Origin of the sequence: Microbacterium sp. che218, from assembly GCF_040436305.1 — a bacterium.
GTDB lineage: Bacteria > Actinomycetota > Actinomycetes > Actinomycetales > Microbacteriaceae > Microbacterium > Microbacterium algihabitans.
The window spans coordinates 2,926,831-2,953,101 of sequence record NZ_AP031501.1; the positions used below are offsets into that span (position 1 = coordinate 2,926,831).

The window sequence follows — 26,271 nt, forward strand, 5'->3', positions numbered from 1 at the left end:
GGCGGGCATTCCCGTGACGCGCCGCGAGAGGCGCGGAACGCGGGGTCAGTTGCCGCCCGAGAGGATGCCGATGAGGCCGCTGATCAACAGCCACAGACCCACGCCCGCGCCGGCGATCCAGATGACCACCGTTCCCGGGGGGTACTTCTTCTTGCCGTCGCCGCTGCCGCCGTCGGGGGCGCTCACGAGCGCACCATCATGATGATCGAGACGATGAGCACGGCGAGACCTCCGAGGACGGCGATGGTGGCGATGACGGGTCCGCCGCCGGCGAAGAACGCGGCGACGCCGAGAGCGACGAACAGCACGCCGAGCACGAGCCCGACCACCTGGTACACGCGATAGCGCCGACCCTCACCCGACGTCACCTTCTGTTCGCTCACGATTCCCCCTTCTGCTCAGGCTACCCAAAAGCGACTGTCCCCCCGATTCCGTCTCCGGGGAACGCCCCGCAACGGCCCCGCGCGGCGTAACGTGGGCCCATGCCGCGCCCCGCTCCCGACCCCGTCCGCCCCGGCCAGGAATCCGTGTGGGAGTACCCCCGCCCGCCGCGGGTGGAGCGGGTCGACAAACGCGTGCAGATCGACTTCGGCGGCACGCGCATCGTCGACACCGACGACGTGGTGCGTGTGCTCGAGACGAGCCACCCTCCGGTGTACTACCTGCCCATCTCGGCCTTCGGCGGTGCGCTCACGCTGGGCGAGGGAGCGTCGTTCTGCGAGTTCAAGGGCGGCGCGCGGTACTTCGACGTCCACGGCGGTGGGGGAGCGGTCGCTCCGCGCGCGGCCTGGAACTACCCGCACCCCATGCCGGGCTACGAGGCGCTCGAAGACCGCGTGGCACTGTACGCCGGGCCGATGGATCGCGTCGTGCTCGCGGGCGAGACGGTCGAGCCCCAGCCGGGCGGGTTCTACGGCGGGTGGGTGACCGCCGACCTCGCGGGTCCTTTCAAGGGCGTCCCGGGCTCTATGGGGTGGTGAGCCCCGCCTCCCCCTCGAGGAGAGGGGGCACCGGATGCCACGCCTCAGGCGCGGTCGAAAGCCCCCGGCACCGCCGCGTGCAACTCGGCGATCCACGCGCGGGCGTTGCCGTCCGACGGTGCGCGCCAGTCTCCGCGCGGTGACAGCGACCCGGCGGGGGAGACCTTCGGACCGTTGGGGATCGCCGAGCGCTTGAACTGCGCGAACCCGAAGAACCGCTGCAGAAACACCTCGAGCCATTTCGCCACCGTGTCGAGGTCGTATGCCGGACGCTCGCCCTCGGGATAGCCGGCGGGCCAGGACCCGGCATCCGGATCGCCCCAGGCGTGCGCCGCGAGGAACGCGATCTTCGACGGCCGGAAGCCGTACCGCATGACGTGGTAGAGCGAGAAGTCGTGCAGGTTGTACGGACCGATGCGGTCTTCGGTCGACTGCATGCGGCCGTCTTGGCCGGCCGGCACGAGCTCGGGGCTGATCTCGGTGTCGAGCACGTCTTGCAGCACGTCGACGGTCGCCTCGCTCAGCTCGCCGGCCGAGATGACCCAGCGGATGACGTGCTGGATCAGCGTCTTGGGGACCCCGGGGTTGACCGAGTAGTGGCTCATTTGGTCGCCCACGCCGTAGGTGGACCAGCCGAGCGCGATCTCGGACAGGTCGCCCGTTCCGATGACGATCCCGCCCTTCATGTTGGCGAGGCGGAAGAGGTAATCGGTGCGCAGACCCGCCTGCACGTTCTCGAACGTGACGTCGTGCACGGGCTCCCCGGCCGCGAACGGGTGCCCCATGCGCGAGAGCATCTCGGACGCCGCGGGGCGGATGTCGATCTCTTCGATCGTCGCGCCCACGGCCTCGGCGAGGGCGATCGCGTTGCCCTTCGTCTTCGCGCTCGTGGCGAAGCCGGGGAGCGTGTAGGCGAGGATGTCGCTGCGGGGGCGGCCCATGCGGTCCATGGCCTGCGCGATCACCAGCAGCGCGTGCGTGGAGTCCAGCCCGCCGCTGACACCGAGCACGGGCTTCGGCGAGCCGATCGCCTGGAGGCGCTGCACGAGGCCCGATACCTGGATGTTGAACGCCTCGTAGCAGTCCTGCGCCAACCGGGCGGGGTCGTCGGGGACGAACGGGAAGCGGTCGAGCGCGCGCCGCAGGCCGATATCGCCCGCGGGCGGGGCGAGCTCGAACGTCACGGTGCGGAAGCGCGGGTCGACCGTGCGGCGGTTGTCGTCGAAGGTGCCCTGACGCAGCCGGTCCTGCCGCAGGCGATCGAGGTCGACGTCGGCGACGCTGCGGCGCGGACCGTCGGGGAAGCGCTCGGTCGTGGCGAGCAACTGCCCGCCCTCGTAGATCATCGTCTGCCCGTCCCACGAGACGTCGTTCGTCGACTCGCCCTGGCCGGCGGCGGCGTACACGTAGGCGGCGAGGCAGCGCATCGACTGGGACTGCGACAGGATCGACCGATCGTCGGCGCGACCGATCGTGATGGGGCTGCCCGAGAGGTTGCCGAGCACGGTGGCTCCGGCGAGGGCTGCGCTCGACGACGGGGGGATCGGCACCCACACGTCTTCGCACACCTCGGCGTGCACGGTCAGACCGGGGACGTCGGTGGCGGCGAAGAGCAGGTCGGGACCGAACGGGACCGTCTCGCCGGCGACGCGGATCTCTCCCCCCGCCTGGTCGTCGCCGCGGGCGTACCAGCGGTGCTCGTAGAACTCCCGGTACGTCGGCAGGTACGACTTGGGAGCGACGCCCAGCACGCGGCCCCGGTGGATCACCACGGCGCAGTTGAAGAGGCGGTTGCCGTGCCGCAGGGGAGCGCCGACCAGCAGGACCGGGAGCAGATCGCCGGATGCCGCGACGAGGCGCTCCAACGCCGTCTCGACCGCGTCGAGCAGGGGGTCCTGCATGACGAGGTCGTCGATCGCGTAGCCGCTCAGGCACAGCTCGGGGAACACCGCGACCGCGACGCCGTCCGCGTCGCACTCTCGCGCGGTACTCAGCACGGCATCGGCGTTCGTCGCGGGGTCGGCGACGGCGACGGGGATCGTGCACGCCGCCACGCGCGCGAATCCGTGACGGTAGACGCTCTCGAACGGCAGATCGGTGATCACCGCTCCAGTCTGGCAGGAGCCTCCGACACCGTCGCCACCCCTGGCGATCGGACCCCGGCTGTGGACGGGCGACGACCGATGTCGGTGATCCCGATTAGCGTTGACGACCATGCGGTACATCGAGCAAGACGCGCGGATCGTCTGGAGCGCCAGCGACCTCAAGGCGGCGGCGGAGTGCGAGTTCGCGTGGCTGCGCGCCATCGACGCGAAGATCGGCCGCGTCGCCCCGGTCGACGACCCCGAAGACGCGACCCTCGAGCGCGCCGCGCGGCTCGGCACGGCGCACGAGCAGCGGGTGCTCGAGGAGTACCGCGGGCGTCTGGGCGACGCGGTGCGCGAGATCCCGTCGGCCCGCTCGTCCGATGCCGAGGCGCTCGCCGAGGCCGTCCGCCTCACCGACGCCGCGCTGGCGGACCCGAGCGCCGAGGTCGTCTATCAGGCGGCGTTCGCGACCGACGAGTTCGTGGGCTTCGCCGACTTCCTCGTGCGCGAGCCTGCCGACGGGTCCGGCGCGCCGCGCCGGTGGCTCGTGCAAGACACCAAGCTCGCCCGCCGGGCGCGGGTGACCGCGCTCATGCAGCTCGCGGCCTACGTCGATCAGCTCGACCGCCTGGGCGTCGCGCGCGCCGACGAGGTGCAGCTCCTGCTCGGCGACGGCACGACCAGCACGCACCGCGTCGACGACCTTCTGCCGGTGTTCGCGCTGAGGCGCGCGCGCCTGCACGCCCTCATCGCCGACCGTCGCGTCGAGCTCGGCCTCGCGGGCCCGGTCATCGCGTGGGGAGACCCGCGCGGAGACCTCGACGTCATCGCGTGCGGCCGGTGCGCGACCTGCGAGCTCGAGGTCGTCGCCCACCGCGACCTGCTCGTGGTCGCCGGCATGCGGCCGGTGCAGCGCGATCGTCTGCGCGCGGGCGGCATCCGCACCATCGACGAGCTCGCCGCGGCGACCGAGCCGCCGACGGCGATGAGCGGCGACACGTTCGTCTCGCTGCGGACGCAGGCGCGACTGCAGCTCACGAGCCCCGCCGGCGTCCCGGGTGACCCCGCGGCGACGGACGCCGGCGACAGCGCCCCCGCGGTGCCGACGTTCGAGGTGGTGGCGCCGAAGTCCCTCGGCGTGCTGCCGCGTCCCGACCACGGCGACCTGTTCTTCGATTTCGAGGGCGACCCGCTCTACACCGAGGGCGCCGGCGTGCACTGGGGCATCGACTACCTGTTCGGGTGGGTCGACACGCGAGAGGTCTACGGCGAGCTGTGGGCCCACACCTTCGACGAGGAGCGCGCCGCCCTCGAGCGGTTCCTCGACATGGTGGCCCTGCGTCGGCAGCAGTACCCCGACATGCACATCTACCACTACGCGCCCTACGAGCCCACGCATCTGCTGACCATGGCGGCGCGCTACGGCGTGCGCGAGGCCGACGTCGACCGGCTGCTGCGCGACGGCGTCTTCGTCGACCTCTACCCGGTCGTGCGGCGGGCCCTGCGCGTCGGATCGCGCTCGTACTCGATCAAGAAGCTCGAGCCGCTCTACATGGGCGACGATGTGCGCACGAGCGACGTGCAGCGCGGCGACGACTCGATCGTGAAGTACGTCGAGGCGCGGGCCCTCGCGGCAGACGGCGACGCCACCGGCGCGCAGCGCGTGCTCGACGACCTCGCCGATTACAACCGCTACGACTGCGTCTCGACGCGCCGCCTGCGCGACTGGCTGGTCGACCGGGCGCGCGAGGCGGGCGCCGTCCCCGCCCGGGGAACGGAGCCCGACGAGCAGACGTACGAACCCTCTCCCCGTGCGACCGCTCTGCAGCGCTGGGCCGGGAGCGCGGCCGAGACCGACGAACACTCCGCCGACACCCAGGCGCTCCGCCTCGCGGCGGCTGCGATCGACTACTACCCGCGTGAAGAGAAGACCTACTGGGCCACCCACTTCCTGCGTCTGCGCGAGCCGGTGTCGGTGTGGGAGGAGACGCGCGACGTGGTCGTGGTCGACGCGTCGCGCTCACGGGTCGTCGCCGACTGGCACTTCCCCGAGTCGGGGCGCGGATCGGAGCGCCGCCTCGTCGAGCTGCGCGGAGACGTCGCCCCGGGCACCCGCCTGAGCGTCGACTCCGACCCCTTCGCGGTCTACGACCTCCCGGCGCCGTTCCCCCTCGACACCCGCCCGCGGTGGATCCACGGTGCGCGGCGCGTGACGGTGCGCGAGGTGCTCGATGACGGGGCCATCGTCGAAGAGACCGCCGCAGACGGCGTGACGTGGGACGAGCTGCCCCTCGCGCTGACGCCACCGGCGCCGCCGCGCGCGGGAAATCAGCAGAAGGCGATCGACGCGTGGGCCGACGAGGTGCTCGCCGCTCTCCCTCGCATCCCCGACGGTCCGGCGGCCGACATCCTCCGCCGCGTTCCGCCGCGCACGCGGTCGGGCAGCCTCGCTCCCGTCACGGCCGTCGACGGCGGCGACGGAGACGATGAAGTCGCAGCCATCGCCCGGAGCGTCGCCGACCTCGACCACAGCTACCTCGCGGTGCAGGGCCCTCCCGGCACCGGCAAGACCTACGTGGGGTCGCACGTCATCGCCCGCCTCGTCGCCGAGCGCGGCTACCGCATCGGCGTCGTGGCGCAGTCGCACGCGACCATCGAGCACATGCTTGACCAGGTGATCGTCGCCGGCGTTCCCGCATCGCGCGTGGGAAAGGCCCCCAAAGACCCGGCCGCGCCTCATGCGTTCACGGTGCTGCCGAAGAACGGGGTCGCCGCGTTCACCGCGGAGAACGGCGAAACCGGCTTCGTCGTCGGCGGCACCGCATGGGACTTCAGCCACGAGACGCGCATTCCCCGCGGCAGCCTCGACCTGCTCGTCATCGACGAGGCGGGCCAGTTCTCGCTCGCCTCGACCATCGCGGTCTCTCTCGCTGCGCAGCGTCTGCTTCTGCTCGGCGATCCCCAGCAGCTGCCGCAGGTGAGTCAGGGCACCCACCCCGAGCCGGTGGACACGTCCGCCCTCGGCTGGATCATCGACGGCGCCGAGGTCGTGCCCGCCGAGCTCGGCTACTTCCTCGCCCGCACCCGTCGCATGCACCCGGCCGTCGCCGGACCGGTCTCGCGCCTGTCGTACGAGGGTCGCCTCGAGGCACACCCCTCGACAGCTCTCCGTCATCTCGAGGGCGTCGAGCCGGGCGTGCACGTCGTGCCCGTTCGCCATCGCGGAAATTCGACCTTCTCGTCCGAGGAGGCGGCCGAGGTCGCGCGCATCGTCGGCGAGCTCGTCGGCCGTGTCTGGACGGGGGCCGAAGGCGGAGCCGGCGACACCGCCACGGTGCACGAGCCGCGCCCCCTGCGCACCGACGACATCATCGTGATCACGCCCTACAACGCCCAGCAGGTCGCGGTCGAAGAAGCCCTCCTGGCCGCGGGCCTCGCCGACGTACCGGTCGGCACCGTCGATCGGTTCCAGGGCAAGGAGGCCGTCGTCGCCATCCTCACGTTGGCGGCGTCGTCGGGGCGCGAGGCCCCGCGCGGACTCGAGTTCCTGCTGCTGCGCAACCGCATCAACGTCGCGGTCTCGCGCGCGATGCAGGCGGCGTACGTCGTCTACTCGCCCGCGTTGCTCGACGATCTCCCGCGCACACCCGAGGGCGTCGCGCGCCTCAGCGCCTTCGCGCGTCTCGTGGCCGAGGCCGACTGACCGGCCACGCCGCGATCAGGGCGCACCGGGCAGGCCCGATGCTCCAAGTGCCCGGCCGGCCCCGAGCTCGAAGGCGGCCATGGCGTGCCCGGCAGCCCCGGCGCACCCGGACGACAGTCCCGGCGCGCCCGTCAGCTCCGCCAGCTGTCAGCCTCGACCCGTCGACAGGCCCCAGCGGAAAACAGCCCCGGCGCGCCCGGATCTCAGGCGGTGCCGTAGAGGCGGTCGCCGGCGTCACCGAGACCGGGCACGATGTAGCCCTTCTCGTTGAGGCGCTCGTCGACGGCGCCGAGCACGAGGGTGACGTCGTGGCCCTCGACCTGCTTCTCGATCGCCGCGACACCCTCGGGCGCGCCGAGCAGGCAGATCGCGGTCACGTCCTGCGCGCCGCGTGCGAAGAGGAACTTGATGGCCGCGCCGAGCGATCCGCCGGTGGCGAGCATCGGGTCGAGCACGAAGCACTGGCGGTCGCTGAGGTCGTCGGGCAGGCGCTCGGCGTACGTCGTCGGCTCGAAGGTCTCTTCGTCGCGCACCATGCCGAGGAATCCGACCTCGGCCGTGGGCAGGAGCTTGACCATGCCCTCGAGCATGCCGAGCCCGGCGCGCAAGATCGGGACGACGATCGGGCGGGGCTCGCTGATCTTGACGCCCATGGTCGTGGTGACCGGGGTCTGGATCTCGATCGGGTCGACGCGCACGTTGCGGGTGGCTTCGTACGCGAGGAGCGTCACGAGCTCTTCGGTGAGCTGACGGAACACCGGCGACGACGTCTGCACGTCACGCAGCACCGTGAGCTTGTGGGTGATGAGCGGGTGGTCGGCGACGTGGACACGCATAGGCTCAAGGCTAACCTCTTCGCCCGCGCGGCTCAGCCCCCGTTCTTGGAGCTCCTGTGATCTCGACCGCCCGCGACCTCGACGCGATGCGTCGGGCTCTCGCGCTCGCCGACGCCGCAGCGAACGACGACGACGTGCCGGTGGGGGCGGTGGTGCTGGATGCCGCGGGCGAGATCATCGGCGAAGGGCTCAACCTCCGCGAGGTCACGCACGATCCCACGGCGCACGCCGAGGTGGTCGCGTTGCGGCGGGCGGCGACGCACCTCGGTTCGTGGCACCTCGCCGGCTGCACGCTCGTCGTCACCCTCGAGCCGTGCGTCATGTGCGCGGGCGCGATCCTGCAGGCGCGCGTCCCTCGCGTGGTGTTCGGGGCATGGGATGCCAAGGCGGGAGCCGCCGGGTCGATGTACGACCTTCTGCGCGACCGGCGTCTGCCGCACCGCGTCGAGGTGGTCGGCGGGGTCGACGAGGAGCGAGCGACCGCTCGACTCCAGGCCTTCTTCCGCCACCGTCGCGGCTCGGACGACGCGCCTTTCTCAGCGCGGGAGTAGAGGCAGCAGCTCGGCACCCACGAGGTCGGCGTGCTCGACGTCGCGCAGGTCGAGCAGCTGGAAGTACACCCGCGACGCACCCAGAGCGCGCAGGCGCTCGACCTTCTCGGCGATCTGCGTGGGGGAGCCGATGAGGTTGGCACCGTTGTCGAACTGCGCGCGCGTCTGTCCGATCGCGGCGACGCGGCGCTCGATCTCGGCGTCGTCGACGCCCACGATCGTGGGCAGGGCCACCGAGAGCTGAAGGGTCTCGGGATCGCGCCCGATGCTCTCGCACGCTTGCCGCACCACGCGGAACTTCTCCGCCACCACGTCTTCGGCGACGAAGCCGATGTTGAACTCGGTCGCGTACCGCGCGGCCAACGCGGGGGTGCGCTTGGGTCCGCCGCCGCCGACGATGACCGGCACGCGCGACTGCACGGGCTTCGGCAACGCCGGTGCCCGGTCGAGCCGGTACTGCTCGCCGTCGAAGCTGAAGGTCTCGGCATCCGGGGTCTGCCAGAGCCCCGTCACGACCTGCAGCTGTTCTTCGAGCAGATCGAAGCGCTTGGGCGGGAACGGGATGCCGTAGGCCTCATGCTCGCGCTCGAACCACCCGGTACCGAGCCCCAGCTCGGCGCGACCGCCCGACATGGCGTCGACCTGCGCGACCTGGATCGCGAGGATCGAGGGAACCCGGTAGGTCACCGACGACACGAGGGTGCCGAGGCGGATGCGCGAGGTCTCGCGGGCGAGGCCGGCGAGCGTCGTCCACGCGTCGGTGGGGCCGGGGCGGGGGTCGCCCTCGCCCATGCGCAGGTAGTGGTCGGAGCGGAAGAACCCGTCGAGGCCGTGCCGTTCCGCGGACTGCGCGAAGGCCAGCTGGTCGTCGTACGAGAAGCCCTGCTGGGGCTCAGTGAACAGGCAGTACTCCACGGGTGGCTCCAGGGGGGGGCGGGGGCGGGACGGGGGAGAGGTCAGTCGGCGGAGCGCAGGATGATCGCCTCGGTCGGCGGTGCGGGGTCGGCGGGGCGGCCGACGTAGCCGATGTGCGTCAGCAGAGCGCGACGGAACTGCGCGGGACGCTCGAGGTGCACCGAGTGGCCGGCGCCCTCGATCTCGACCTCGGTGACCTCGCCGCCCTTCTCCTGATAGGCCACGAGCACGTCGCGCGTCTGCGAGACCATCGGCTGCGCGGGGGCCACATCCGCCCCGGGCCAGCCCGGCACAACGCCCAGGGCGCCGAGGTGGTTGAGGTCGTAGAACGATTCGTCGGACACGATGGCATCCGCCGTCCCGTGGATCCACAGGATCGCGGGCTTGGGCGAGAGGTCGACGATGCCCGAGACGTCGAAGTACTTCGGCGCCAGGCTGTTGAGCACCCCGGTGGTCCCCGGCGCGAAGCCGGGCCAGGTCGCGGTCGGGATCGAGTCGCCCGGGTAGTTGCCGCCCGCGGTCGAGGTGGTCAGCATCGACTCGACCCAGACGTCTTCGTGATCGCTCTCGTACCCGGGCGCGACGTAGCCCGCCCGGAAGACCGACCGCGGCGAGGTGGGGGCGTCGGCGGTGGTGTCGTGGTCGATCAAGCGCTGGATGAAGTCGGCGTTGGCCGCGCCCGCGCCGGTTCCGGCGTCTTCGTCGTTCAGGCGCGAGCCGTCACGACGGGTGCCGCCGAAGCCGTAGGGCGACACGGGGGCCTGCAGGGTCAGCGAGCGAACCGGGTGGTCGAGGGCGTACTGCATCACCACCCCGCCTCCCATCGACCAGCCGACGAGGTGCGCCTCGGGAATGTCGAGGGCCTGCAGCGTGGCGAACAGGTCGTCGCTGAAGTCGCGCACGCCGCGGGTGGCGTCGAGGGGCGTGTGCTCGGTACGTCCGAAGCCGCGCAGGTCGACGGCGAGCACCCGCAGGTCGCTCGGCAGATCCTGCATGATCTCCTGCCAGAACAGCGACGACGAGACGTTGCCGTGGACGAACACGACGGTGTGATCGGGCATCGTCGCCGGGTCGTCGCCCGTGCGCTCGAGCACGTTGACACCCAGCCGGTCGGTCTCGACCAGGCGCGCGCTGATGCCGTCGAAGAGAGTCATCCAGGGTCCTCCGTATCGCTCGCCGGTGCCGCGGTACACCGCTTCCCGACTCTAACGCGCGACCCCTATGGTCGCACCCGGCGTGCCCCGCGTCGCGAGGGGTCTTCGTAGACTGGGACGCATGACCGATGCCACCCTCTCGCTGCCCCCGATCGCGATCCTCGGAGCCGGTTCCATGGGCGGGGCGATCCTGCACGGCCTCGTCGCCTCGGGACTCGCGGAGGGCGGCGTGACGGCCACCAACCGCTCGATCGCGAAGGCCGCCGAGCTCGCCGACCTCGAGGGTGTGACCAGCGTCGCCCTCGAAGCGCGTCCGGCCGGCAACACCGAGGCCGCGGCATCCGCCGACATCGTCCTGGTCGGGGTCAAGCCCGCGATGGTGCCCGATCTGCTCGATGAGATCGCCCCGCACCTGCGACAGGGCGCCGTCGTGGTGAGCCTCGCGGCCGGCGTGACGCTCGACACGTTCGCGCGCCACCTCGGCGAGGACGTCGCCGTCATCCGCTCGATGCCGAACACCCCGTCGCTCGTGGGCAAGGGCGTCACGGGCCTGGCGGCGGGCGCCTCGGCATCGGCCGACGACGTCGCGGTCGTGCGGGCCCTGTTCGAGACCGTCGGGGCGGTCGTCGAGGTGCCCGAGTCGCAGATCGACGCGCTGTCCACCATCTCGGGGTCGGGCCCCGCCTACGTCTTCCTGCTCGCCGAGCAGTTCACCGCGGCGGCCGAACGGATGGGCTTCGACCACGACCGAGCCCGCCTGCTCGCGGAGCAGACCTTCATCGGCGCCGCCGCCCTCATGGCGGCTTCCGACGACGAGCCGGCCGAGCTGCGCCGTCGCGTCACGAGCCCGAAGGGCACGACCGAGCGCGCCGTCGCGGTGCTGCAGGACGCCGACCTCGCCTCGACCTTCACCACCGCCGCCGAGGCCGCCCTGGCCCGCGCGAAGGAACTGGCCGCGGGGAGCTGACCGTGCGCCTGCGCTTCACCGGGACGATCTGGCACTGGCGCGGCCCGGCGCCGTACCACTTCGTCTCGGTGCCGCCCGTCGAGGCCGCGATGATCGCCGAGGTCGCGCCCGTCGTCACCTACGGCTGGGGCATGATCCCGGCATCCGTCACCATCGGCGGCACGACCGTGACCACCTCGCTCTGGCCGAAGGACGGCGGGTACGTCGTTCCGATCAAGAAGGCGCTGCAGGATGCCGAGGGGCTCGGCGTCGACGACGTGGTCGACCTCACGCTCGACATCGACGCCTGAGCCCGAGGCGCCGGCGCCGGGTGGGGAAGCTCAGCGGTCGAGCGAGGCGAAGCGCTCGATGTCGCTGTTCGTCCCCGACACGATGATGAGGTCGTGGTTGGTCACCACGGTGTTGGCCTCCGCGTAGCGGAACGGGCGGCCCGGGCTCTTCACCCCGACCACCGTGACGTTGTACTTCGAGCGGACGCCCGACTCGTTCAGGCCCACCCCGCGCACGAGTTTGGGCGGGTACATCTTGGCCAGCACGAAGTCGTCGTCGAAGCGGATGAAGTCGAGCATGCGTCCGCTGACGAGGTGCGCGACGCGCTCTCCGGCCTCGGCCTCGGGGTAGATCACGTGGTTCGCGCCGACGCGGGCGAGGATCTTGCCATGTGACTGCGACACCGCCTTCGCCCAGATCTGCGGGACCTTGAGGTCGACGAGGTTGGCGGTGATCAGCACGGACGCCTCGATGAGCGAACCGACGGCGACCACGGCGACCTGAAAGTCCTGGGCGCCGATCTGGCGCAGCGCGTCGATGTTGCGCGCGTCGGCCTGGACGGCGTGGGTGACGCGCTCCGACCACTTCTGCACGAGCTCGAGGTTGCCGTCGACGGCGAGCACCTCGCGGTCGAGTCGGTCGAGCTCACCCGCGCAGGCGGCGCCGAAGCGCCCGAGGCCGATCACGAGGACGGGGGCGTCACTGCGGATGCGTTCAACCAACGATGGGCCTTTCCACGGGGAGCGCGTACAGCTGCGACCGGGACGAAGCAGCCACGGCCGCGGCGAGTGTCACTGTACCAATGCGCCCCATGAACATCGTGGCCGCCATCACGTAGACGCCGGGGTCGGGGAGCTCGGCGGTGAGTCCCGTCGACAGCCCCACGGTGGCGAAGCCCGAGACGACGTCGAAGAGCACGTACTCGATGGGGGCATCGGTGATGCGGCTGATGGTGACGGTGGAGACGGCGACGATCGTCGCCCCCCACGCGACGACCGACAACGCCACGCGCTGGACGTCGCTGGGGATGCGGCGCCCGAACGCCTGCACCGAGGGGCGGCCCTTTGCCTCGGAGAAGACGGCGAGGGCCAAGACGGCGAGCGTGGTGACCTTGATTCCACCGGCGGTGGACGCCGATCCGCCGCCGACGAACATGAGCATCGACCCGACGATGAGGGTCGCGCCGTTGAGGTCGCCGATGTTGATCACGCTGAATCCGCCCGAGCGCGTCATGGCCGAGAGGAAGAACGCCTGGAACGTTGTGTCCCACGCATCCATGCTGCCGAATGTGAGCGGGTTGTCGTATTCCAGCAGGAGTATGACGCCCGCCCCGGCGAAGAACAGGATGACCGTCGTGATGATCGTGAGCTTGGCGTGCAGCGACCACAGCCGGAAGCGCCAGTAGTGCCGCCAGAGCGTGAAGATGACGGGGAAGCCGATCGAGCCGAGGAAGACGCCCGCCATCAGCACGGTCAGCAGGTAGTAGTCCTGCGCGAACGGCGTGAGCCCGTCGGCGTTGGGGATGAAGCCCGTGTTGGTGAAGGCCATCGCCGCGTAATAGGGCGCTTCCCACAGTGCGACGAGGGGGTTGATGCCGCCGATGATCAGCGACGGGTAGATGAGCACCGTCAGCACGGCCTCGATCACCAGCGTCGACAGGGCCACCGTGCGCAGCAGTTGTCCGACCTCGCCGAGTCGAACGGTCTGGCCCTCGTTCACCGGTCCGCCGTGCGCGCGCAGCGGGTTGCTGTCTCCCGCGGCGATCAGTTTGGCGCGCAGGCCCAGCCGCTTCGAGATCACCAGGCCGAGGATCGACGCGAGGGTCAGCACGCCGAGCGCTCCGACGTTGACGCCGATGTAGGTGATGGCCCGACCGAGGGGGGAGAAGTCGGAGTACATGTTCAGCGTCGACAGGCCGGTGACGCAGATCGTGGACACCGCGGTGAACAGCGCGTCGGCGAACGCGATGCGTTGACCGGTGGCGGATGCCGCGGGAAGGGAGAACAGCGCGGTGAACAGAGCGATCAGCGTCACGAACACCAGGACCGCGAATCGCGCGGGGGATGCCGTCGTCAGATTGCGCAGACGATCCCATGCCTCGTAGGCGATGCGACGCAGCCGCGTCGACAGTCGAACCTCGTTCGGCGTCGCCGCCATGCGCCGCTCCCTTCGGTGTCCGAACCCGAATCATGGTACTCGGGCCGGGGCGCCGCTAATCTGATGCCATGGCGGACATCTTCGACGTGATCGCTGACGGAACGCGTCGCGACATCCTTCAGTTGCTTCTCGACCGGGCGACCGGTGGCGAGCGGGGCACGAGCGTCTCGCAGATCGTGGCATCGCTGGGGGTCAGCCAGCCGACCGTGTCGAAGCACCTCAAGGTGCTGCGCGAGGCCGAGCTGGTGTCGGTGCGCGAAGAGGGCCAGCACCGCTACTACAGCCTGGCCGTCGCTCCCCTCGACGAGGTGGACGACTGGCTCGTGCCCTTCTTCTCCATCGATGAAGAGAACGAACCGGCTCTTCCGGAGTCGGCGATGCACGCCGCCGAAGTGGTGGGTCGGGCCGCGGCGTCGGTCAAGCATTCGTTCTCGACGGCGCTGCGCAAACTCCCGGGCAGATGACAGCTCCGGATGCCGGCTCCCCGCGTCCCACATTGCACTTTCGTCACAGCGTGCCCATAGGTTTACAGCCGTCGCACGCAGACCCTAGAGTGTGGGTCAGCATCAGGAGGGTGAGTTCACCCGGAATATGAGGTGAACGATGGCCGAGCTGCCCGACGTGCGGTTTCTGACGGTCGCTGAGGTGGCCGATCTCATGCGCGTGTCGAAGATGACGGTCTATCGCCTTGTCCACGCCGGAGAACTGCCCGCTGTGCGCTTCGGACGCAGTTATCGCGTGCCCGAGTCGGCGGTCGTGGAGGCTGTGCAACGACCGGTGTCCGACGTCGGCTAGACTGATCCGAGGCTTTTTTCCAAACGCCTAGTGTTCCCGGGCGCCGACATCGGCACCCAGACCCCGACTTAGTGAGGTTTTCCGTGGGTTCTGTCATCAAGAAGCGCCGTAAGCGCATGGCGAAGAAGAAGCACCGCAAGCTGCTTCGCAAGACTCGTCACCAGCGCCGCAACAAGAAGTAAGCGGCCACCACACCGAGCGCCTGTCCGAAGCGACGGGCGCTTCGTGTATCCGCCGTGCCCGTTCGTTCTCTTTCGGAGGAAGCCATGCAGTCCATCTCCGTCCACGATCTGCACGCGGGGCGCGAGCGTCCCCTCATCGACGTGCGCGAGGAGCACGAGTTCGCGGCGGGCCACGTGCCCGGTGCCGTGAACCTGCCGATGTCGACGATCGGCGAGCACCTCGACGAACTGCCGGGCGAGCCGTTCGACGTGATCTGCCAGGCGGGCGGGCGCTCGGCGCGCGTCGTCGAGGCCCTCACGGCGCGCGGCCACGACGCCACCAACGTCGAGGGCGGCACGGGCGACTGGATCGCGGCGGGCTACGACGTCGAGTCCTGACGTCGTGGGCTCCGCCCCGGCTCGCATGCGCCTCATAGGATGGACGGCGTGACCACCCTCACGCTCATCGGCAAGCCCGACTGCCATCTCTGCGATGTCGCCGAGCAGATCGTCGAGTCCGTCGTCGACGACCTCCCGGTCGAGGTGGCCGACCGCATCACGATCGAGCAGGCCTCGATCGCCGATGACACCGAGCTGTTCTCGACGTGGTGGGAGAAGATCCCCGTCGTCCTCATCGACGGCGAGCTGCACGCGCACTGGCGCGTGTCGGCCGACCGTCTGCGTGCCGCCCTCCTGGCGGCCGATTTCGAAGGAGCCTCCGCGTGAGCATCCGTCACATCGTCCTCTGGAAGCTCGCGGCGGACGACGCCGACACGCGTGCCCTGCACGCCGAGCAGATCGCGGAGCGACTTCTCGCCCTGAAAGGCGTCGTGACCGAGATCGACCACATCGAGGTCGGCCGCAACGTCGCCTACCCGCAGTCCAACTGGGATGTCGCGCTCGTCAGCGAGTTCGCCGACGTCGAGGCTCTCGAGCGTTACCAGGTGCACCCCGCGCATCAGGAGGCCGCGGGATTCATCCGCTCCGTGGTCGCCGAGCGCTCCTCGGTCGACTACCCGGCCTGACTCGGTCCGCTCGCGTCGAGCGGCTTCACCGTCGCGGGCACCGCGGCGAGGGCGATGCGCACCGCGTCGTGATCGTCGAGCCGGCGCTCGGGCGCGTGTTCGACGACCACGCGGCTTCCGTCTGCGGTGAGCACGGTCGAGCGACGCACGCTGCCCAGGAACGTCGTCTCTTCGACCACCGCGTCGACGCCCGGGGCGTCCGGCCCCACGAGCACGACGTGTTCGGGGCGGACGACGACCTCGCAGTGCCCGTCGTGCGCGGCCGCGGCGAGCGGAAGGTGCTGGCCCCAGACCTCCACGACCACGCCCTCGACGATCCCGGGCACCGCGCTGACCGGACCGAGCACCTCGGCCACGGCGGCGTCGCCGACCCGCGCGAAGACCTCGTCGGGGGATCCGGATGCCACGACGCGCCCCTGCGCCATGACGACGAGATCGTCGGCCACGGCCGCCGCCTCCGTGGTGTCGCGCGTCGCCCACAGCGTCGTGACGCCGCGTTCGCGCAGTTCGCGGGCGAGTCGATCGCGCAGTTCGGCGCGGGCAGTGGTGTGCAGTGCCGCGAGGGCATCGTCGAGCACGAGGGCGCGCGGGCGCGAGGCGAGGGCGCGCGCCACAGCCCATCGCTGACGGTCACCATGGCTGAGTCTGCTCACCGGCTTCGCGGTCGAGGTCAGCCCCACGAGCGCGCACAGGCGATCGGCCTCGCGCTCGGCATCCGGAGATCCCGCCTGGCGGGCCGCGCTCACGATGGCCGCACGAACGCGACCGAAACGGGCGACGCTCGTACGATCGCGCACCTCGGCCACCCGGGGAGCAGCCGCCCCCGACCGTCCGTCGACGGTGATGGTGCCGGCATCCGGACGCTCGGCCCCCGTCACCAGGCGCAGCAGCGTCGACGCGCCGCAGCCCGACGCACCGACGAGTGCCACGATGCGCCCCGGACCCACCTCGAGATCGACGTCGCTCAGGATGACCGAGCCTGCCCGCTCGCGGCGCACTCCGCTCAGCGTGATCGTCCAGCCCGGCGCGGGCGCGGCATCCGCGGACGACCAAGGATCCACGGGGATGAGAGCGACCATGAACGCACGCTAGAAACCGCGGATGACAGCAGAACGCCCGGGGGGTGAACCCCGGGCGTCGCTCGCTCGAACCTTACGGAGCGAGACGCGTCGGTCCGCGGAAGAGGTAGGTGACCTCGCGGATCGACGACTCGCCCAGCATGAGCATGAGCACGCGTGCGAGTCCCATGCCGAATCCGCCGTGCGGCGGGGCGCCGAAGCGGAAGAAGTCGAGGTAGAAGTCGAGGTGCTCGGGGTCGAGACCCTTCTCCTTGGCCTGCTCGATCAGCACCTCGACGCGGTGCTCGCGCTGGGCGCCCGTGGTGATCTCGACGCCGTTGAACAGCAGGTCGTACGACTTGGTGAGCCCGGTCTCCTCGTCGCGCATGTGGTAGAACGCGCGGATCTCGGGGTGGTAGTCGGTGATGAAGACGAACTGGTGACCGAAGGTCTCGGCCACGTGCGCGGCGATCTGACGTTCGCCCTCGGGGTCGAGGTCGCCGTCGGTGCGGGGGATGTCGTAGCCGCGCGCGGCGACGATCTCGCGTGCCTCGGCGAGGGGGATGCGCGGGAACGGGAGCGCGGGCACATGCACCTCGATGCCGAAGAGCTCCTGGATCTCGGCGCCGTGCTTGTCGGCGACCGCCTGGAACGCGGTCGCGATGAGCTCCTCCTGCATGCGCGCGACGTCTTCGTGCGAGTCGATCCAGCTGATCTCGGCGTCGATCGAGGTGAACTCGGTGGCGTGGCGGCTCGTGAACGACGGGTCGGCGCGGAACGCGGGGGCGATCTCGAAGATCTTGCCGAAGCCCGCGACCTGAGCCATCTGCTTGAAGAACTGCGGGCTCTGCGCGAGGTAGGCCGTCTTGTCTTCGAAGTAGGGCACCTCGAACAGCTCGGCGTTGGACTCGGAGGGCGAGGCCATCAGCTTGGGGGAGTGCACCTCGATGTAGTCGCGCTCGACCCAGTAGGTGCGCATGGCGTGCTCGAGCGTGGTCTGCACGCGGAAGATGAGGTTGTTGCGACGCTGACGCAGGTCGATGAAGCGCCAGTCCATGCGCTTGTCGGGGCTGCTGTCGGCCGCGATGGGGGTCTCGGGGTTCGCGGCGGCCGCGATCACGAGCTCGCCCACCTTGATCTCGACGCCGCCGAGCTTCACGCGCTCGTCGTGCTTGAGCTCGCCGCGCACGGTCAGGAACGTGCCCGTCGAGAGGGCACCGATCGTCTCGGTGAGGGCCAGGGCGGCCTCATCGGTCCCTGAGCCTGCCGAAGGGTCGGTCCCTGAGCCTGTCGAAGGGTCTGAAGGCCGCGTCGCGGGGTTGACCAGCTGCACGGCGCCGGTCTCGTCGCGCAGGACGACGAACTGCACCTTCTTCTGATCGCGCACGGTTTCGACCCATCCCGACACCTCGACGGGGCCGGCGGGCAGGGACTTCAACTGGTTGACCAGGACGCGTTCGCTCACGGTTGACCAGTCTACGTGCGGGCGCGGCCCGGTCCCCACGACCGGGCGAACGCCTCAGCGCCCGGCGCCGGCGGTGAGGCCCGCTTTGACGTGCCGCTGCGCGGCGAGGATCACCACGAGCGCGGGGAGGCTGGCGATGAGCGAGGCCGCCATCGTGGCCGCCCACGTGTTCAGGTTGGAGTTCGACAGCGCGAGGATGAGCACCGACATCGGGTACATCTCGTTGCGGTTGACCAGGGTCAGTCCGAACAGCAGATCGCCCCAGCTGAAGAGGAACGCGAAGACGCCCGCTGTCACGATCGCGTTGCGCGAGAGGGGCACGACGATGCGCCAGAGCGTTCCGAACGGCCCGAGTCCGTCGACGGTCGCCGCCTCGAGCACCTCGGTGTCGAGGCGCAGCATGAACGCGCGCATGACGATGACGGCGAAGGGGACTCCCGCGGTCGAGTTCGCCAGGATCAGACCGATGAAGGTGTTGAGAAGTCCCCACGAGTTGAACATCGCGTAGAACGAGGTGGCCAGCACCACGCTCGGGATCATCTGCGCCAGCAGCAGCAGGATGAGCGCGATGCTCACCGCCCGCGAGCGCAGCCGGCTGAGCGCGTAAGCCGCCGGGATCGAGACCAGCAGGGTGACCAGCACCGAGCCGAGCGAGACGAGGGTGGTGACGCGGAGGCCGCCGATGCCCGCGTCGTCGAGAGCCTTCTCGTATCCCCCGAGGCCGGGAGCCGTGGGGAACCACTGCGTGTCCGCCGAGTTGGCGGAGGGCTGCAGCGAGGCCGAGACCATCCAGTACACGGGGAAGAGGTAGACCACCAGAACGGCGATGGTGACGAGGGTCCACATCCATCCGCGGCGCCGGCGACGTCGCGCGACGGGAGGGGCGGATGCCGGGGCGACCACGGCGGGCGCGGAGGGAAGGGTGGCGGTCATTCTTCGCGCTCCCGACGCATCGACATCACGGTGTAGACGATCGCGAACACCACGCTGATCCCCAGCAGGAGCATGCCGTACGCGCCGCCGAGACCGAACTGGAACTGCTGGAAAGCCTGCCGGTAGGAGAGCAGGCCCAGGGTCACGGTGCTGTTAGCGGGACCGCCCGCGGTGAGCACGAGCACGAGGTCGACGATCAGCAGGGTGTAGACCACGCTCATCACGACGAGAACCGAGATGACGGGCCAGATCGTCGGCAGCACGATCGCGGTCAACCGTCGCCACGCGCCGGCGCCGTCGAGCTGGGCGGCTTCGAGCTGTTCGGCGGGGACCTGCTTGAGGGCGGCGCCGAGGATCGTCGCCCAGTAGGGGAGGCTCGCCCAGACGGCCACGACGATGACCGACGGCAGCGCCGTCGCCGGATTCGCGAGCCATGCCTGAACGGGCAGGCCGAGCGCACCGAGCACGTCGTTGATGGGGCCGTCACCGGCCAGCAGTGACTTCCACACCGTGGCCACGACCACGGCCGGCAGCAGCCACGGCAGAAGGATGAGCGTCGGCAGCCACCGGCTGCCCGGGAAGCTGCGGGCGAACAGCAGAGCCAGCAGCAGACCCAGCACCAGCTCGACGGCGACCGAGACGAGCGTGATGGTCAGGGTGTTGGCGAGCGCGCGGAAGGTGATGGGCTCGGTCAGCACGGCCTCGAAGTTCGCCGTGCCCACGAAGGGCGCGCGCCCCGTGATGAAGGTGCCGGTGGTGAAGTTCGTCGTGCTCATGTAGACGCCGTACCCGAGCGGGAACAGGAAGAACACGACGAAGAAGACCAGCGCGGGGGTCAGGAACCCCCACAGCTCGCCCCGCCGGCGGGCGGCCAGCGAACGCCGGAACCGGCCGGGGGCGGGTGCCCCCGACCGGCCGGTCGAGATGGTGTGGGCCGTCACTTGCCGCTGGCCTGCTCCAGTGCGGCCTGGGCGGTCTGCCCGCCGACCGTCGCGCTCTGGATCGCGTCGACGTATTGCTGCTGCAGCGTGTTCCATTCGGTGCCCAGCTGTGCGGAGTTGTAGGCGCCGTCGACCGCGTCGACGAACGGGGCGGCCGCGGGGACCTTCTCGACGAAGGCATCCTGCGCGCTCTTGAGCGCGGGGATGTAGCCGCCCTGGACGGCGGTGTCGATCTGGTTCTCCTCCGAGGCGCGGCACTTCACGAGGGCCGCGGCGGCGGCCTCCTTCTGCGCGTCGGCGTTGGTGGCGACGCCGTAGGCGTATCCGAGCAGGTTCACCTTCGGCGACTCGCCGCTCTTCGCGGTCGGGAACGGGAAGGTGCCCCACTCGAAGGGGATCGAGGTGTCGACGAGGTTCCAGGGACCCGAGACCGTCATCGCTGCGGCACCCGAGGTCCACTGGTCGATGGACTCCCAGCCCCAGTTGACGAACTCGGACGACAGCGAGCCGTTGCCCACGAGGTTCTTGTAGAGGTCGACCGCCTCGACGGCGCCGGCGCCGGTCGGGTCGGCGGGGTCTCCGCCCGCGGAGAGCAGGAAGGGCAGGAAGTAGACCGGCGTCGAGCCGTCGCCGCCGATGCCCGGCAGCACGATGCCCTTCTGCGAGCCGGTGGTGAGCGAACCCGCGAGCGACACCAGGTCGTCGAAGGTCTTCGGGGCGGTCTCGGGCACACCCGCCGCCGCGAACGCGGCCTTGTTGTAGAAGATCGCGTAGTCCTCGACCTGCACGGGCAGGCCGTACAGGGTGCCGTCGTAGCGGCCGAGGTCGGCGGCGCTGTCGGCGAGGCCGTCGGTGGTGACGTCGTACTGGCTGAGATCGGCCAGGACCCCCTGCGAGGCGAGCTGGGGCAGCTGCGTGTCGGTGGAGAGGATCGCGACGTCGGGCAGCGCCTTGGCGCCGGCCGCCTGCAGGAGCTTCGTGGTGTAGTCGCCCGACTGCGTCTGCACGTCGACGGTGATGCCGAGGTCGGCGGCGCACGACTCGAAGTAGCCCTTCTGCAGGCTCTGGTAGGGCTCGAAGTCGATGTTGTTCCAGACGGTGAGCTGGACGCCCTTGAATCCGTCGCTGGACACGGGGGCCGCCTGGCCGCCGGCGCAGGCGGTGAGGGCGAGGGCGGCGGTCAGACCGACCGCGGGCAGCGCGAGACGTCGCAGCCGCTGAGACGAGGAAGCCATGGTGTGTCCGTTCCCGACGACGTTGGGGGGCGTCGTTCGACCTGTGGTGAGGAGGGTGCGGGCCGGTGCCGCCCGCATCACCCCCCACTGTGGAGTGTTGACGTGACGAACAGGGAACAGACGTGTCACGCGATGTAACACCACGCCGTGTCGCCGCCGCCGACTTGGCAGGGTGAGTGCATGGCATCCGTCCCCTCCTCCGTCCGCCGCGTCGTCGTCGACACCGATACCGGCCTCGACGACGCCCACTCGCTCATGTACCTGCTGGCGCAGCCCGACGTCGAGATCGAGGCGATCACGACGATCTACGGCAACACGCCCGTCGAGGACTCGGCCCGCAACGTCCGCACGGTGCTGCGTCTGGCCGACCGCGAGGACATCCCGCTGCACCTGGGCGAGGCCGCGCCGCTGGAGGGCGAAGCGTCGATCGCCGACTTCGTGCACGGCACCGACGGGCTGGGCGACCGCTTCGAGCGGGCCGAGCTGCGCGTCGAGGACGAGAGCGCGGTCGACGCCATCGTGCGCATCGCCGCGGAGAACCCGGGCGAGGTCGACCTGCACCCGCTCGGTCCCCTGACCAACATCGCCCGCGCTCTCGAGCGCGACCCCGATCTGTTTCTGAAGTACCGCTCGGTCGTCATCATGGGCGGGGCGGGTCCGTACCCCGCTCCGGGCGGCGCCACACTGACCGACGCCAACACGGCGAACGATCGCCGCGCCGCCGAGATCGTCTTCGGGGCGCGCAATGCCGGCAACGTCGTCATGGTGGGCGTCAACGTCACCGCGACCGCGATCCTCGACGAGCACGTGCTGGCGGTGCTGCGCGGGAAGGGCACGCCCTGGGCGAGCTTCGCCGGCGAGGTGCTCGACGCCTACAACGACTTCTACCAGTACAAGTGGGGCCGGCGGATCTCGTCCGCCCACGACGGCCTGGCCACGGTCGTGCTGCACCGCCCCGAGATCGTGACCGGCTGGATCGACGGGCCCGTCGACTACACGCCGTACGGCGGTTCGCTCGCGACCCGCATCGCCCTCACCGCTGACGGTCTTCCGCTGGTGTGGGGGACGCCCGAGGGGTCGACCGTCCGCGCGGTGACCTCGTTCGATCGCACGGCGTTCCTTCGCGTGTTCGTCGACGCGCTCTCGAGCGGACCGGCTCCGCGCGCCTGACCCCGGCGACGCGGCATCCGGAACCTCCTGTCGGAGCAGATCCCGGATGCCGTGTCGACGGGCATCCGTCGGATCACGGCGCTCAGACCCGGGCGGTGGCCCGTTCGTGCGCGGCAAGGCCCGCCCAGCGGATCTCTCCGCCGACGACGGTCAGTGACGCCTCGGCGGGACCCGATTCGACGAGCTCGACGAGCGCGTCGCGGGGATTGGTGCTCGACACGTCGAACACCGCCAGGTCGGCCCGCGCGTCGGGACGCAGCACGCCGGTGTCGTCGAGACCCAGGGCGTGCGCGCCGCCCGAGGTGGCCGCGGCGAAGAGGCGCTCGTGCAGGTCGTCGTCGGCATAGCCCTGGTCGCGGGCGATGTCGTGGAGCGCGGCGACGTCGTGCCAGATCGACAGGCTCGGCGACGACGACAGCGAGTCGGTGCCGACGGCGATCGCGTTGCCCTCGCGGAGGTAGGCCGCCACGGGCGGCGCGTCGAGGCCGATCACCCGGTTGGAGCGCGGGCAGAGCGCCACGCTGACGCCGCGCGCGCGGAGCAGGGCGCGATCGTCGGCGTCGACGTAGATGCCGTGCGCGAGATGGGTCGTCGGGCCCAACGCGCCCAGGCCGTCGAGGTAGCCGATGACGCCCGTACCCACGCCACCGCCCTGCAGCAGGGCGAACTCGCCGCGGCCGTTGGCGCGCCAGCGCTCGGCGAGGTCGCCGGTGCCCGAGCGCACGTACGCGTCCTCCCACGCCGACTCCGCGGCGTGGATGTGCTGGCGCGCGCCGAGCTCGGCGGACAGGCGGGAGAGCTCGCGGATCACCCCGGTGTCGAGGGAGTAGACCGCGTGGGGCGACAGACCCGTCGCGGGCGGGGAGGGGAGCGCCGAGAGCTGGGCCCGTACGCGCTCCTCGCCTCCCTCCGCCCACGTGCGATCGGTGTAGCCGAGGACCTCCCAGAACGCCACGCCGTGCAGACCCGCGTCGTGCACGGCGCTTCCGGCCGCGGCATCCGTCACGATCTCGGCGACCGAGGTCGTCCCCGAACGCAGAGCGAGGGCCGCGCCCGCGGCAGCCGAGGCGCTCCAATCGCGCGGCAGGGGGTAGAGGGACATGAAGGCGCTCATCCACGACTCGAAGCCGGCGTGCTGGGCACTGCCGACCTCGGCCATGTCGGTGTACTGCAGGTGCGTGTGCGCGTTGACGAGCCCCGGGGTGAGGGCGCCGCGGTGCTCGCGGATGCGGGTCGCCGCCGGGTCGAGCTCGGCCAGCACCTCGTCGGCGGTGCCCACGGCGACGATGCGGCCCCCGGCCACGGCCACCGCCCCGTCGACGAGTGCGGGGCGCCCGGCCGAGAGGACGACCGGCGCCCGGTGGACCTCGATGCTCACTCGTCGCCGTCCTCGGGGTTCCACGCCGCCAGGAACGCCGTCTGCGCCGCGGAGGGCACGTCGAGGGCGCCGCCGAACGAGCCGAGGGCGATCGCCGCCACTTCGTCATCGGCCGCGCGCGGGAGTTCGTGCACGCCGGGGGCGAGATCGGGGGTGACCAGCAGGTGCGCGACCGAGGCGAGCTGCACGCCGAACGACAGGTCCATGATCTCGACCGGGTTGCCCTCGGCCGCGCTGACGTTCAGGCAGTTGCCGTCGTCGAGCACGCGCACCCGGGTGCCGCTCGGCATCCGCAGCACCGACACCGCGGCGTCGCGCGAGATCTCGACGGCCCCCGCGGCGCGAGCGGCGTCGAGCGCGATCTCCTGCCCCACGCCGCCGCCGACGGCGACAATCGCCCCGTCGGGCAGCGCGTCGAGATGGGCGACGTCGATCGTGTGCCGGATGCCGGTGGCCGAGATGACGATGTCGGCGCGGCGTACGGCCTCGGCGAGCGGGCGCACCTCGTACCCGGCGAATGCCGCCTGCAGGGCCGCCACCGCGTCGGTCTCGGTCACCACGACGCGCGCGCCGAGGGCCGCGCAGTGCTGCGCGATCCCCGTGCCGACGCGCCCGTAGCCGACCACCACGACCGTGGCCCCGCGCAGCGATCGGTCGGCCACGTCGGCGACGGCGAACACGACCGACTGGCCGGTCCCGTGCATGTTGTCGAACAGCGACTTCGAGCGGGCGTCGTTCGCGGCGACGACCGGGATGCGCAGCGCGCCGTCGGCCTGCATGCGCCGCAGCGGTCGGACCCCCGAGGTGGTCTGCTCGGTCGCGCCGCGCATCTCGGCGACCACGTCGGGACGCTCGAGGTGGGCGAGGCGGATGGTCGAGGCGCCGTCGTCGACGATCACCTGCGGCCGGTGATCGATGAGGGCGAGGGCGTTCGCCCGATCCTCGGCGCGCTCGGCGTCGGCCCGGGCGTACACGGGGAGACCGGCGTGCGCGAGGGCGGCGGCGACGGCGTCGTCGGTGTTGCGGCCCGCGGAGGTGACGGTCACCTCGGCGCCGGCCTCGGCGAGGGCAAGCGCGACGGTCGCGGTCTTCGGCTCGAGCACGTCGGACACCCCGATCCGGATGCCGGCGACCGTCCCCTCGCTCGCGAGACGTGCGGCGAGGGCCGAGGTGACGGGCATGTGCGCGCGCGCCCACTCGATGCGGTCGAGGCCCGCACGCCACAGCGAGGCGTCGGCGATACGGCCGGTCACGGGGTCACCGCCCGGGCGTAGACGCCGCGGGGATCGTCGGGGCCGCCGTCGACGACCAGGGCCGCGATCAGTGCGTCGAGGATCCGGCGCTGCGCGCTCGTGGGCGAGGCGCCGTCGACGGGCAGGGGAGAGGGCATCTCGACGAGCGATCCTTTCGACGTCGTGCGCACGAAGGGGCGCGGCGAGGGAGCGGGGGAGGCGTCGACCGGCCGGGGTGAGGCATCGGCCACGAGCCCCGCGACGTCGTCGACGCCGAGGGCGTCGTGGCCGACCCCGGTGAGGATCGCGGAGTGGGTGGAGCCCGACGTCGCCGCCGCCACGTCCTCGACGCGCACGCCGTCGAGCGTCGCGGTCAGCCGCTCGACGGGGTCGTCGGTGGAGCGCACGACGCTCGCGCCGAGGCGGCGGAGAAGCGCCGTCAGCGCGGTGGCGAGGGAGGAGTCGCCGACGATGCGGACCGTGCTGCCGGCGAGGGTGAGGTTCGTGCGGGCCGAGAGGGCGAGCACCACCTGCTCCGCGCGGAGACGGCTGTAGACGACGTCGAACACGCGCGACGAAAGCGGATCGACCGCGTTCTCGTCGTACGCGACCTCGAGGCCCAGCTCGTCGCGCAGGGCGGAGCGCCAGCTCGGGGAGAGCCCGGGGAGGCTGCCGCCGTACGAGAGGGGGCGGGCGGAGGGGGAGGGCGCCGCGAGCAGGCGGCGGGTGGCGGGCAGAGCGTCGGCGAGCCCGTTGGGTGGAGCGGGATGAGTGGACGACACGGCTCGAACGTAGGGCGCGAACCCCGTTCGGCGCGAATTCACGACGCCGCGTCCCTAAGATGTCGCTCGTGACGTACTCGCTCCCCCCGGAGTCGTTCCGCACGCTGAGCCCCGAACCGCGGGCCCGCGCGGGACGACCGTGGGACGTCGCCATCACGATCGCGCTGCTGGTGCTGTTGCCCCTGCTGGCGCTGGGCGCCTCCTACGCGGGGGTGCTGCTCGCCTTCGCCTCCGACGCCTGCAGCGGTGCCACCTGCGACACCGATCTCATGAATGCCGGGTTCTGGATCGCCGTGGTCTCGCCGTGGGTCGTCCTCCTCATCGGCGTGATCGTCGCGATCATCCGCCTCGTGCGCCATCGCCTCGCCTTCTGGGTGCCGCTGGTGGCGGCCGTGGCCATGGTCGCCGTGTGGTTCGTCGCCGCCGCCCTCGTCGGCGCCGGGGTCTCGGCATCCTGAACCGCTCGGGGGCAACCC

General features: G+C 71.1%; 29 protein-coding genes. 13 read left to right on the forward strand and 16 right to left on the reverse strand.

The window, feature by feature from the left end; all coding sequences use genetic code 11:
• Positions 1 to 45 precede the first annotated feature (45 nt).
• Both ABXS86_RS13745 and ABXS86_RS13750 read right to left on the reverse strand, forming a co-directional pair.
• Complete coding sequence (locus ABXS86_RS13745; protein ID WP_186325483.1) at positions 46 to 186, reverse strand: hypothetical protein; 141 nt, start codon at positions 184 to 186, stop codon at positions 46 to 48.
• Positions 183 to 383, reverse strand: a complete 201-nt coding sequence (locus ABXS86_RS13750; RefSeq protein ID WP_307213713.1) for a hypothetical protein — start codon at positions 381 to 383, stop codon at positions 183 to 185. The genes ABXS86_RS13745 and ABXS86_RS13750 overlap by 4 nt, the downstream gene beginning before the upstream one ends.
• Before the next feature lie 99 nt (positions 384 to 482).
• Here ABXS86_RS13750 and ABXS86_RS13755 point away from each other — a divergent pair, with 99 nt between their 5' ends.
• A complete protein-coding gene (locus ABXS86_RS13755) occupies positions 483 to 980 on the forward strand; it encodes a DUF427 domain-containing protein (protein ID WP_251508426.1) in 498 nt (165 codons plus the stop codon).
• Positions 981 to 1,024: 44 nt separating this feature from the next.
• Here the strand turns inward: ABXS86_RS13755 and ABXS86_RS13760 are convergent, their stop codons facing one another.
• Positions 1,025 to 3,085, reverse strand: a complete 2,061-nt coding sequence (locus ABXS86_RS13760) for an NAD(+) synthase (RefSeq protein ID WP_353664844.1) — start codon at positions 3,083 to 3,085, stop codon at positions 1,025 to 1,027.
• A 109-nt stretch (positions 3,086 to 3,194) separates the two neighbouring features.
• Between ABXS86_RS13760 and ABXS86_RS13765 the strand changes: the two genes are divergently transcribed.
• On the forward strand, positions 3,195 to 6,770 hold the full coding sequence (locus ABXS86_RS13765) for a TM0106 family RecB-like putative nuclease (RefSeq protein ID WP_353664845.1): 3,576 nt from the start codon (positions 3,195 to 3,197) through the stop codon (positions 6,768 to 6,770).
• Between the two features lie 203 nt (positions 6,771 to 6,973).
• Here the strand turns inward: ABXS86_RS13765 and upp are convergent, their stop codons facing one another.
• Entirely contained in the window at positions 6,974 to 7,606 is a 633-nt protein-coding gene (gene upp / locus ABXS86_RS13770) for a uracil phosphoribosyltransferase (protein ID WP_076677423.1), read from the reverse strand.
• 86 nt (positions 7,607 to 7,692) lie between these two features.
• Between upp and tadA the strand changes: the two genes are divergently transcribed.
• Entirely contained in the window at positions 7,693 to 8,157 is a 465-nt protein-coding gene (gene tadA / locus ABXS86_RS13775; protein ID WP_353666249.1) for a tRNA adenosine(34) deaminase TadA, read from the forward strand.
• Here tadA and ABXS86_RS13780 read toward each other — a convergent pair.
• Positions 8,143 to 9,072, reverse strand: coding sequence for an LLM class F420-dependent oxidoreductase (locus ABXS86_RS13780; protein WP_353664846.1), 930 nt, complete (start codon positions 9,070 to 9,072; stop codon positions 8,143 to 8,145). The two genes, tadA and ABXS86_RS13780, sit on opposite strands and share 15 nt — an antisense overlap.
• Before the next feature lie 41 nt (positions 9,073 to 9,113).
• Complete coding sequence (locus ABXS86_RS13785; protein WP_353664847.1) at positions 9,114 to 10,226, reverse strand: alpha/beta fold hydrolase; 1,113 nt, start codon at positions 10,224 to 10,226, stop codon at positions 9,114 to 9,116.
• A gap of 121 nt (positions 10,227 to 10,347) precedes the next feature.
• Here ABXS86_RS13785 and proC point away from each other — a divergent pair, with 121 nt between their 5' ends.
• A complete protein-coding gene (proC, locus tag ABXS86_RS13790) occupies positions 10,348 to 11,193 on the forward strand; it encodes a pyrroline-5-carboxylate reductase (protein WP_353664848.1) in 846 nt (281 codons plus the stop codon).
• Positions 11,194 to 11,195: 2 nt separating this feature from the next.
• Positions 11,196 to 11,483, forward strand: a complete 288-nt coding sequence (locus ABXS86_RS13795) for a DUF1905 domain-containing protein (protein ID WP_353664849.1) — start codon at positions 11,196 to 11,198, stop codon at positions 11,481 to 11,483.
• 30 nt (positions 11,484 to 11,513) lie between these two features.
• Here the strand turns inward: ABXS86_RS13795 and ABXS86_RS13800 are convergent, their stop codons facing one another.
• Both ABXS86_RS13800 and ABXS86_RS13805 read right to left on the reverse strand, forming a co-directional pair.
• Entirely contained in the window at positions 11,514 to 12,185 is a 672-nt protein-coding gene (locus tag ABXS86_RS13800; protein ID WP_056224009.1) for a potassium channel family protein, read from the reverse strand.
• On the reverse strand, positions 12,178 to 13,620 hold the full coding sequence (locus tag ABXS86_RS13805) for a TrkH family potassium uptake protein (RefSeq protein WP_307213697.1): 1,443 nt from the start codon (positions 13,618 to 13,620) through the stop codon (positions 12,178 to 12,180). Before ABXS86_RS13805 ends, ABXS86_RS13800 begins: the two co-directional genes overlap by 8 nt.
• Before the next feature lie 68 nt (positions 13,621 to 13,688).
• On the opposite strand from ABXS86_RS13805, the gene ABXS86_RS13810 reads away from it, so the two are divergent.
• From ABXS86_RS13810 to ABXS86_RS13835, 6 genes are all read left to right on the forward strand, one after another.
• Positions 13,689 to 14,084, forward strand: coding sequence for an ArsR/SmtB family transcription factor (locus ABXS86_RS13810; protein ID WP_144832387.1), 396 nt, complete (start codon positions 13,689 to 13,691; stop codon positions 14,082 to 14,084).
• Between the two features lie 139 nt (positions 14,085 to 14,223).
• On the forward strand, positions 14,224 to 14,415 hold the full coding sequence (locus ABXS86_RS13815) for a helix-turn-helix domain-containing protein (protein ID WP_144832390.1): 192 nt from the start codon (positions 14,224 to 14,226) through the stop codon (positions 14,413 to 14,415).
• 83 nt (positions 14,416 to 14,498) lie between these two features.
• The gene (locus ABXS86_RS13820) at positions 14,499 to 14,597 is read left to right on the forward strand and encodes a 30S ribosomal protein bS22 (RefSeq protein ID WP_003792170.1); all 99 of its coding nucleotides are present in this window, start codon (positions 14,499 to 14,501) and stop codon (positions 14,595 to 14,597) included.
• A gap of 84 nt (positions 14,598 to 14,681) precedes the next feature.
• A complete protein-coding gene (locus ABXS86_RS13825) occupies positions 14,682 to 14,975 on the forward strand; it encodes a rhodanese-like domain-containing protein (RefSeq protein ID WP_144832394.1) in 294 nt (97 codons plus the stop codon).
• 48 nt (positions 14,976 to 15,023) lie between these two features.
• Positions 15,024 to 15,302: a glutaredoxin family protein gene (locus ABXS86_RS13830; protein WP_353664850.1), complete on the forward strand. Its 279-nt coding sequence runs from the start codon at positions 15,024 to 15,026 to the stop codon at positions 15,300 to 15,302.
• The gene (locus tag ABXS86_RS13835) at positions 15,299 to 15,601 is read left to right on the forward strand and encodes a Dabb family protein (protein ID WP_144832400.1); all 303 of its coding nucleotides are present in this window, start codon (positions 15,299 to 15,301) and stop codon (positions 15,599 to 15,601) included. Before ABXS86_RS13830 ends, ABXS86_RS13835 begins: the two co-directional genes overlap by 4 nt.
• On the opposite strand, the gene ABXS86_RS13840 is transcribed toward ABXS86_RS13835, so the two are convergent.
• From ABXS86_RS13840 to ABXS86_RS13860, 5 genes are all read right to left on the reverse strand, one after another.
• Positions 15,589 to 16,680 (reverse strand): ABC transporter ATP-binding protein, encoded by a 1,092-nt coding sequence (locus ABXS86_RS13840; RefSeq protein WP_353664851.1) that lies wholly within the window; start codon positions 16,678 to 16,680, stop codon positions 15,589 to 15,591. The two genes, ABXS86_RS13835 and ABXS86_RS13840, sit on opposite strands and share 13 nt — an antisense overlap.
• A gap of 73 nt (positions 16,681 to 16,753) precedes the next feature.
• Positions 16,754 to 18,124: an aspartate--tRNA(Asn) ligase gene (gene aspS / locus ABXS86_RS13845; protein ID WP_353664852.1), complete on the reverse strand. Its 1,371-nt coding sequence runs from the start codon at positions 18,122 to 18,124 to the stop codon at positions 16,754 to 16,756.
• Between the two features lie 54 nt (positions 18,125 to 18,178).
• The gene (locus tag ABXS86_RS13850) at positions 18,179 to 19,057 is read right to left on the reverse strand and encodes a carbohydrate ABC transporter permease (protein ID WP_144832409.1); all 879 of its coding nucleotides are present in this window, start codon (positions 19,055 to 19,057) and stop codon (positions 18,179 to 18,181) included.
• Positions 19,054 to 19,998, reverse strand: coding sequence for a carbohydrate ABC transporter permease (locus ABXS86_RS13855; protein ID WP_353664853.1), 945 nt, complete (start codon positions 19,996 to 19,998; stop codon positions 19,054 to 19,056). Before ABXS86_RS13855 ends, ABXS86_RS13850 begins: the two co-directional genes overlap by 4 nt.
• On the reverse strand, positions 19,995 to 21,233 hold the full coding sequence (locus ABXS86_RS13860) for an extracellular solute-binding protein (protein ID WP_353664854.1): 1,239 nt from the start codon (positions 21,231 to 21,233) through the stop codon (positions 19,995 to 19,997). The genes ABXS86_RS13855 and ABXS86_RS13860 overlap by 4 nt, the downstream gene beginning before the upstream one ends.
• A 180-nt stretch (positions 21,234 to 21,413) precedes the next feature.
• On the opposite strand from ABXS86_RS13860, the gene ABXS86_RS13865 reads away from it, so the two are divergent.
• Positions 21,414 to 22,403, forward strand: a complete 990-nt coding sequence (locus tag ABXS86_RS13865; RefSeq protein WP_353664855.1) for a nucleoside hydrolase — start codon at positions 21,414 to 21,416, stop codon at positions 22,401 to 22,403.
• A gap of 82 nt (positions 22,404 to 22,485) precedes the next feature.
• Here the strand turns inward: ABXS86_RS13865 and ABXS86_RS13870 are convergent, their stop codons facing one another.
• The 3 genes from ABXS86_RS13870 to ABXS86_RS13880 are packed head-to-tail and all read right to left on the reverse strand — an operon-like array spanning position 22,486 to position 25,795.
• A complete protein-coding gene (locus tag ABXS86_RS13870) occupies positions 22,486 to 23,781 on the reverse strand; it encodes an amidohydrolase family protein (RefSeq protein WP_353664856.1) in 1,296 nt (431 codons plus the stop codon).
• On the reverse strand, positions 23,778 to 25,034 hold the full coding sequence (locus ABXS86_RS13875) for an adenosylhomocysteinase (protein WP_353664857.1): 1,257 nt from the start codon (positions 25,032 to 25,034) through the stop codon (positions 23,778 to 23,780). Before ABXS86_RS13875 ends, ABXS86_RS13870 begins: the two co-directional genes overlap by 4 nt.
• Positions 25,031 to 25,795, reverse strand: a complete 765-nt coding sequence (locus tag ABXS86_RS13880) for a hypothetical protein (RefSeq protein ID WP_353664858.1) — start codon at positions 25,793 to 25,795, stop codon at positions 25,031 to 25,033. Before ABXS86_RS13880 ends, ABXS86_RS13875 begins: the two co-directional genes overlap by 4 nt.
• On the opposite strand from ABXS86_RS13880, the gene ABXS86_RS13885 reads away from it, so the two are divergent.
• Positions 25,771 to 26,253 (forward strand): DUF6264 family protein, encoded by a 483-nt coding sequence (locus tag ABXS86_RS13885; protein WP_307213675.1) that lies wholly within the window; start codon positions 25,771 to 25,773, stop codon positions 26,251 to 26,253. The two genes, ABXS86_RS13880 and ABXS86_RS13885, sit on opposite strands and share 25 nt — an antisense overlap.
• The last annotated feature ends 18 nt before the right edge of the window (positions 26,254 to 26,271 follow it).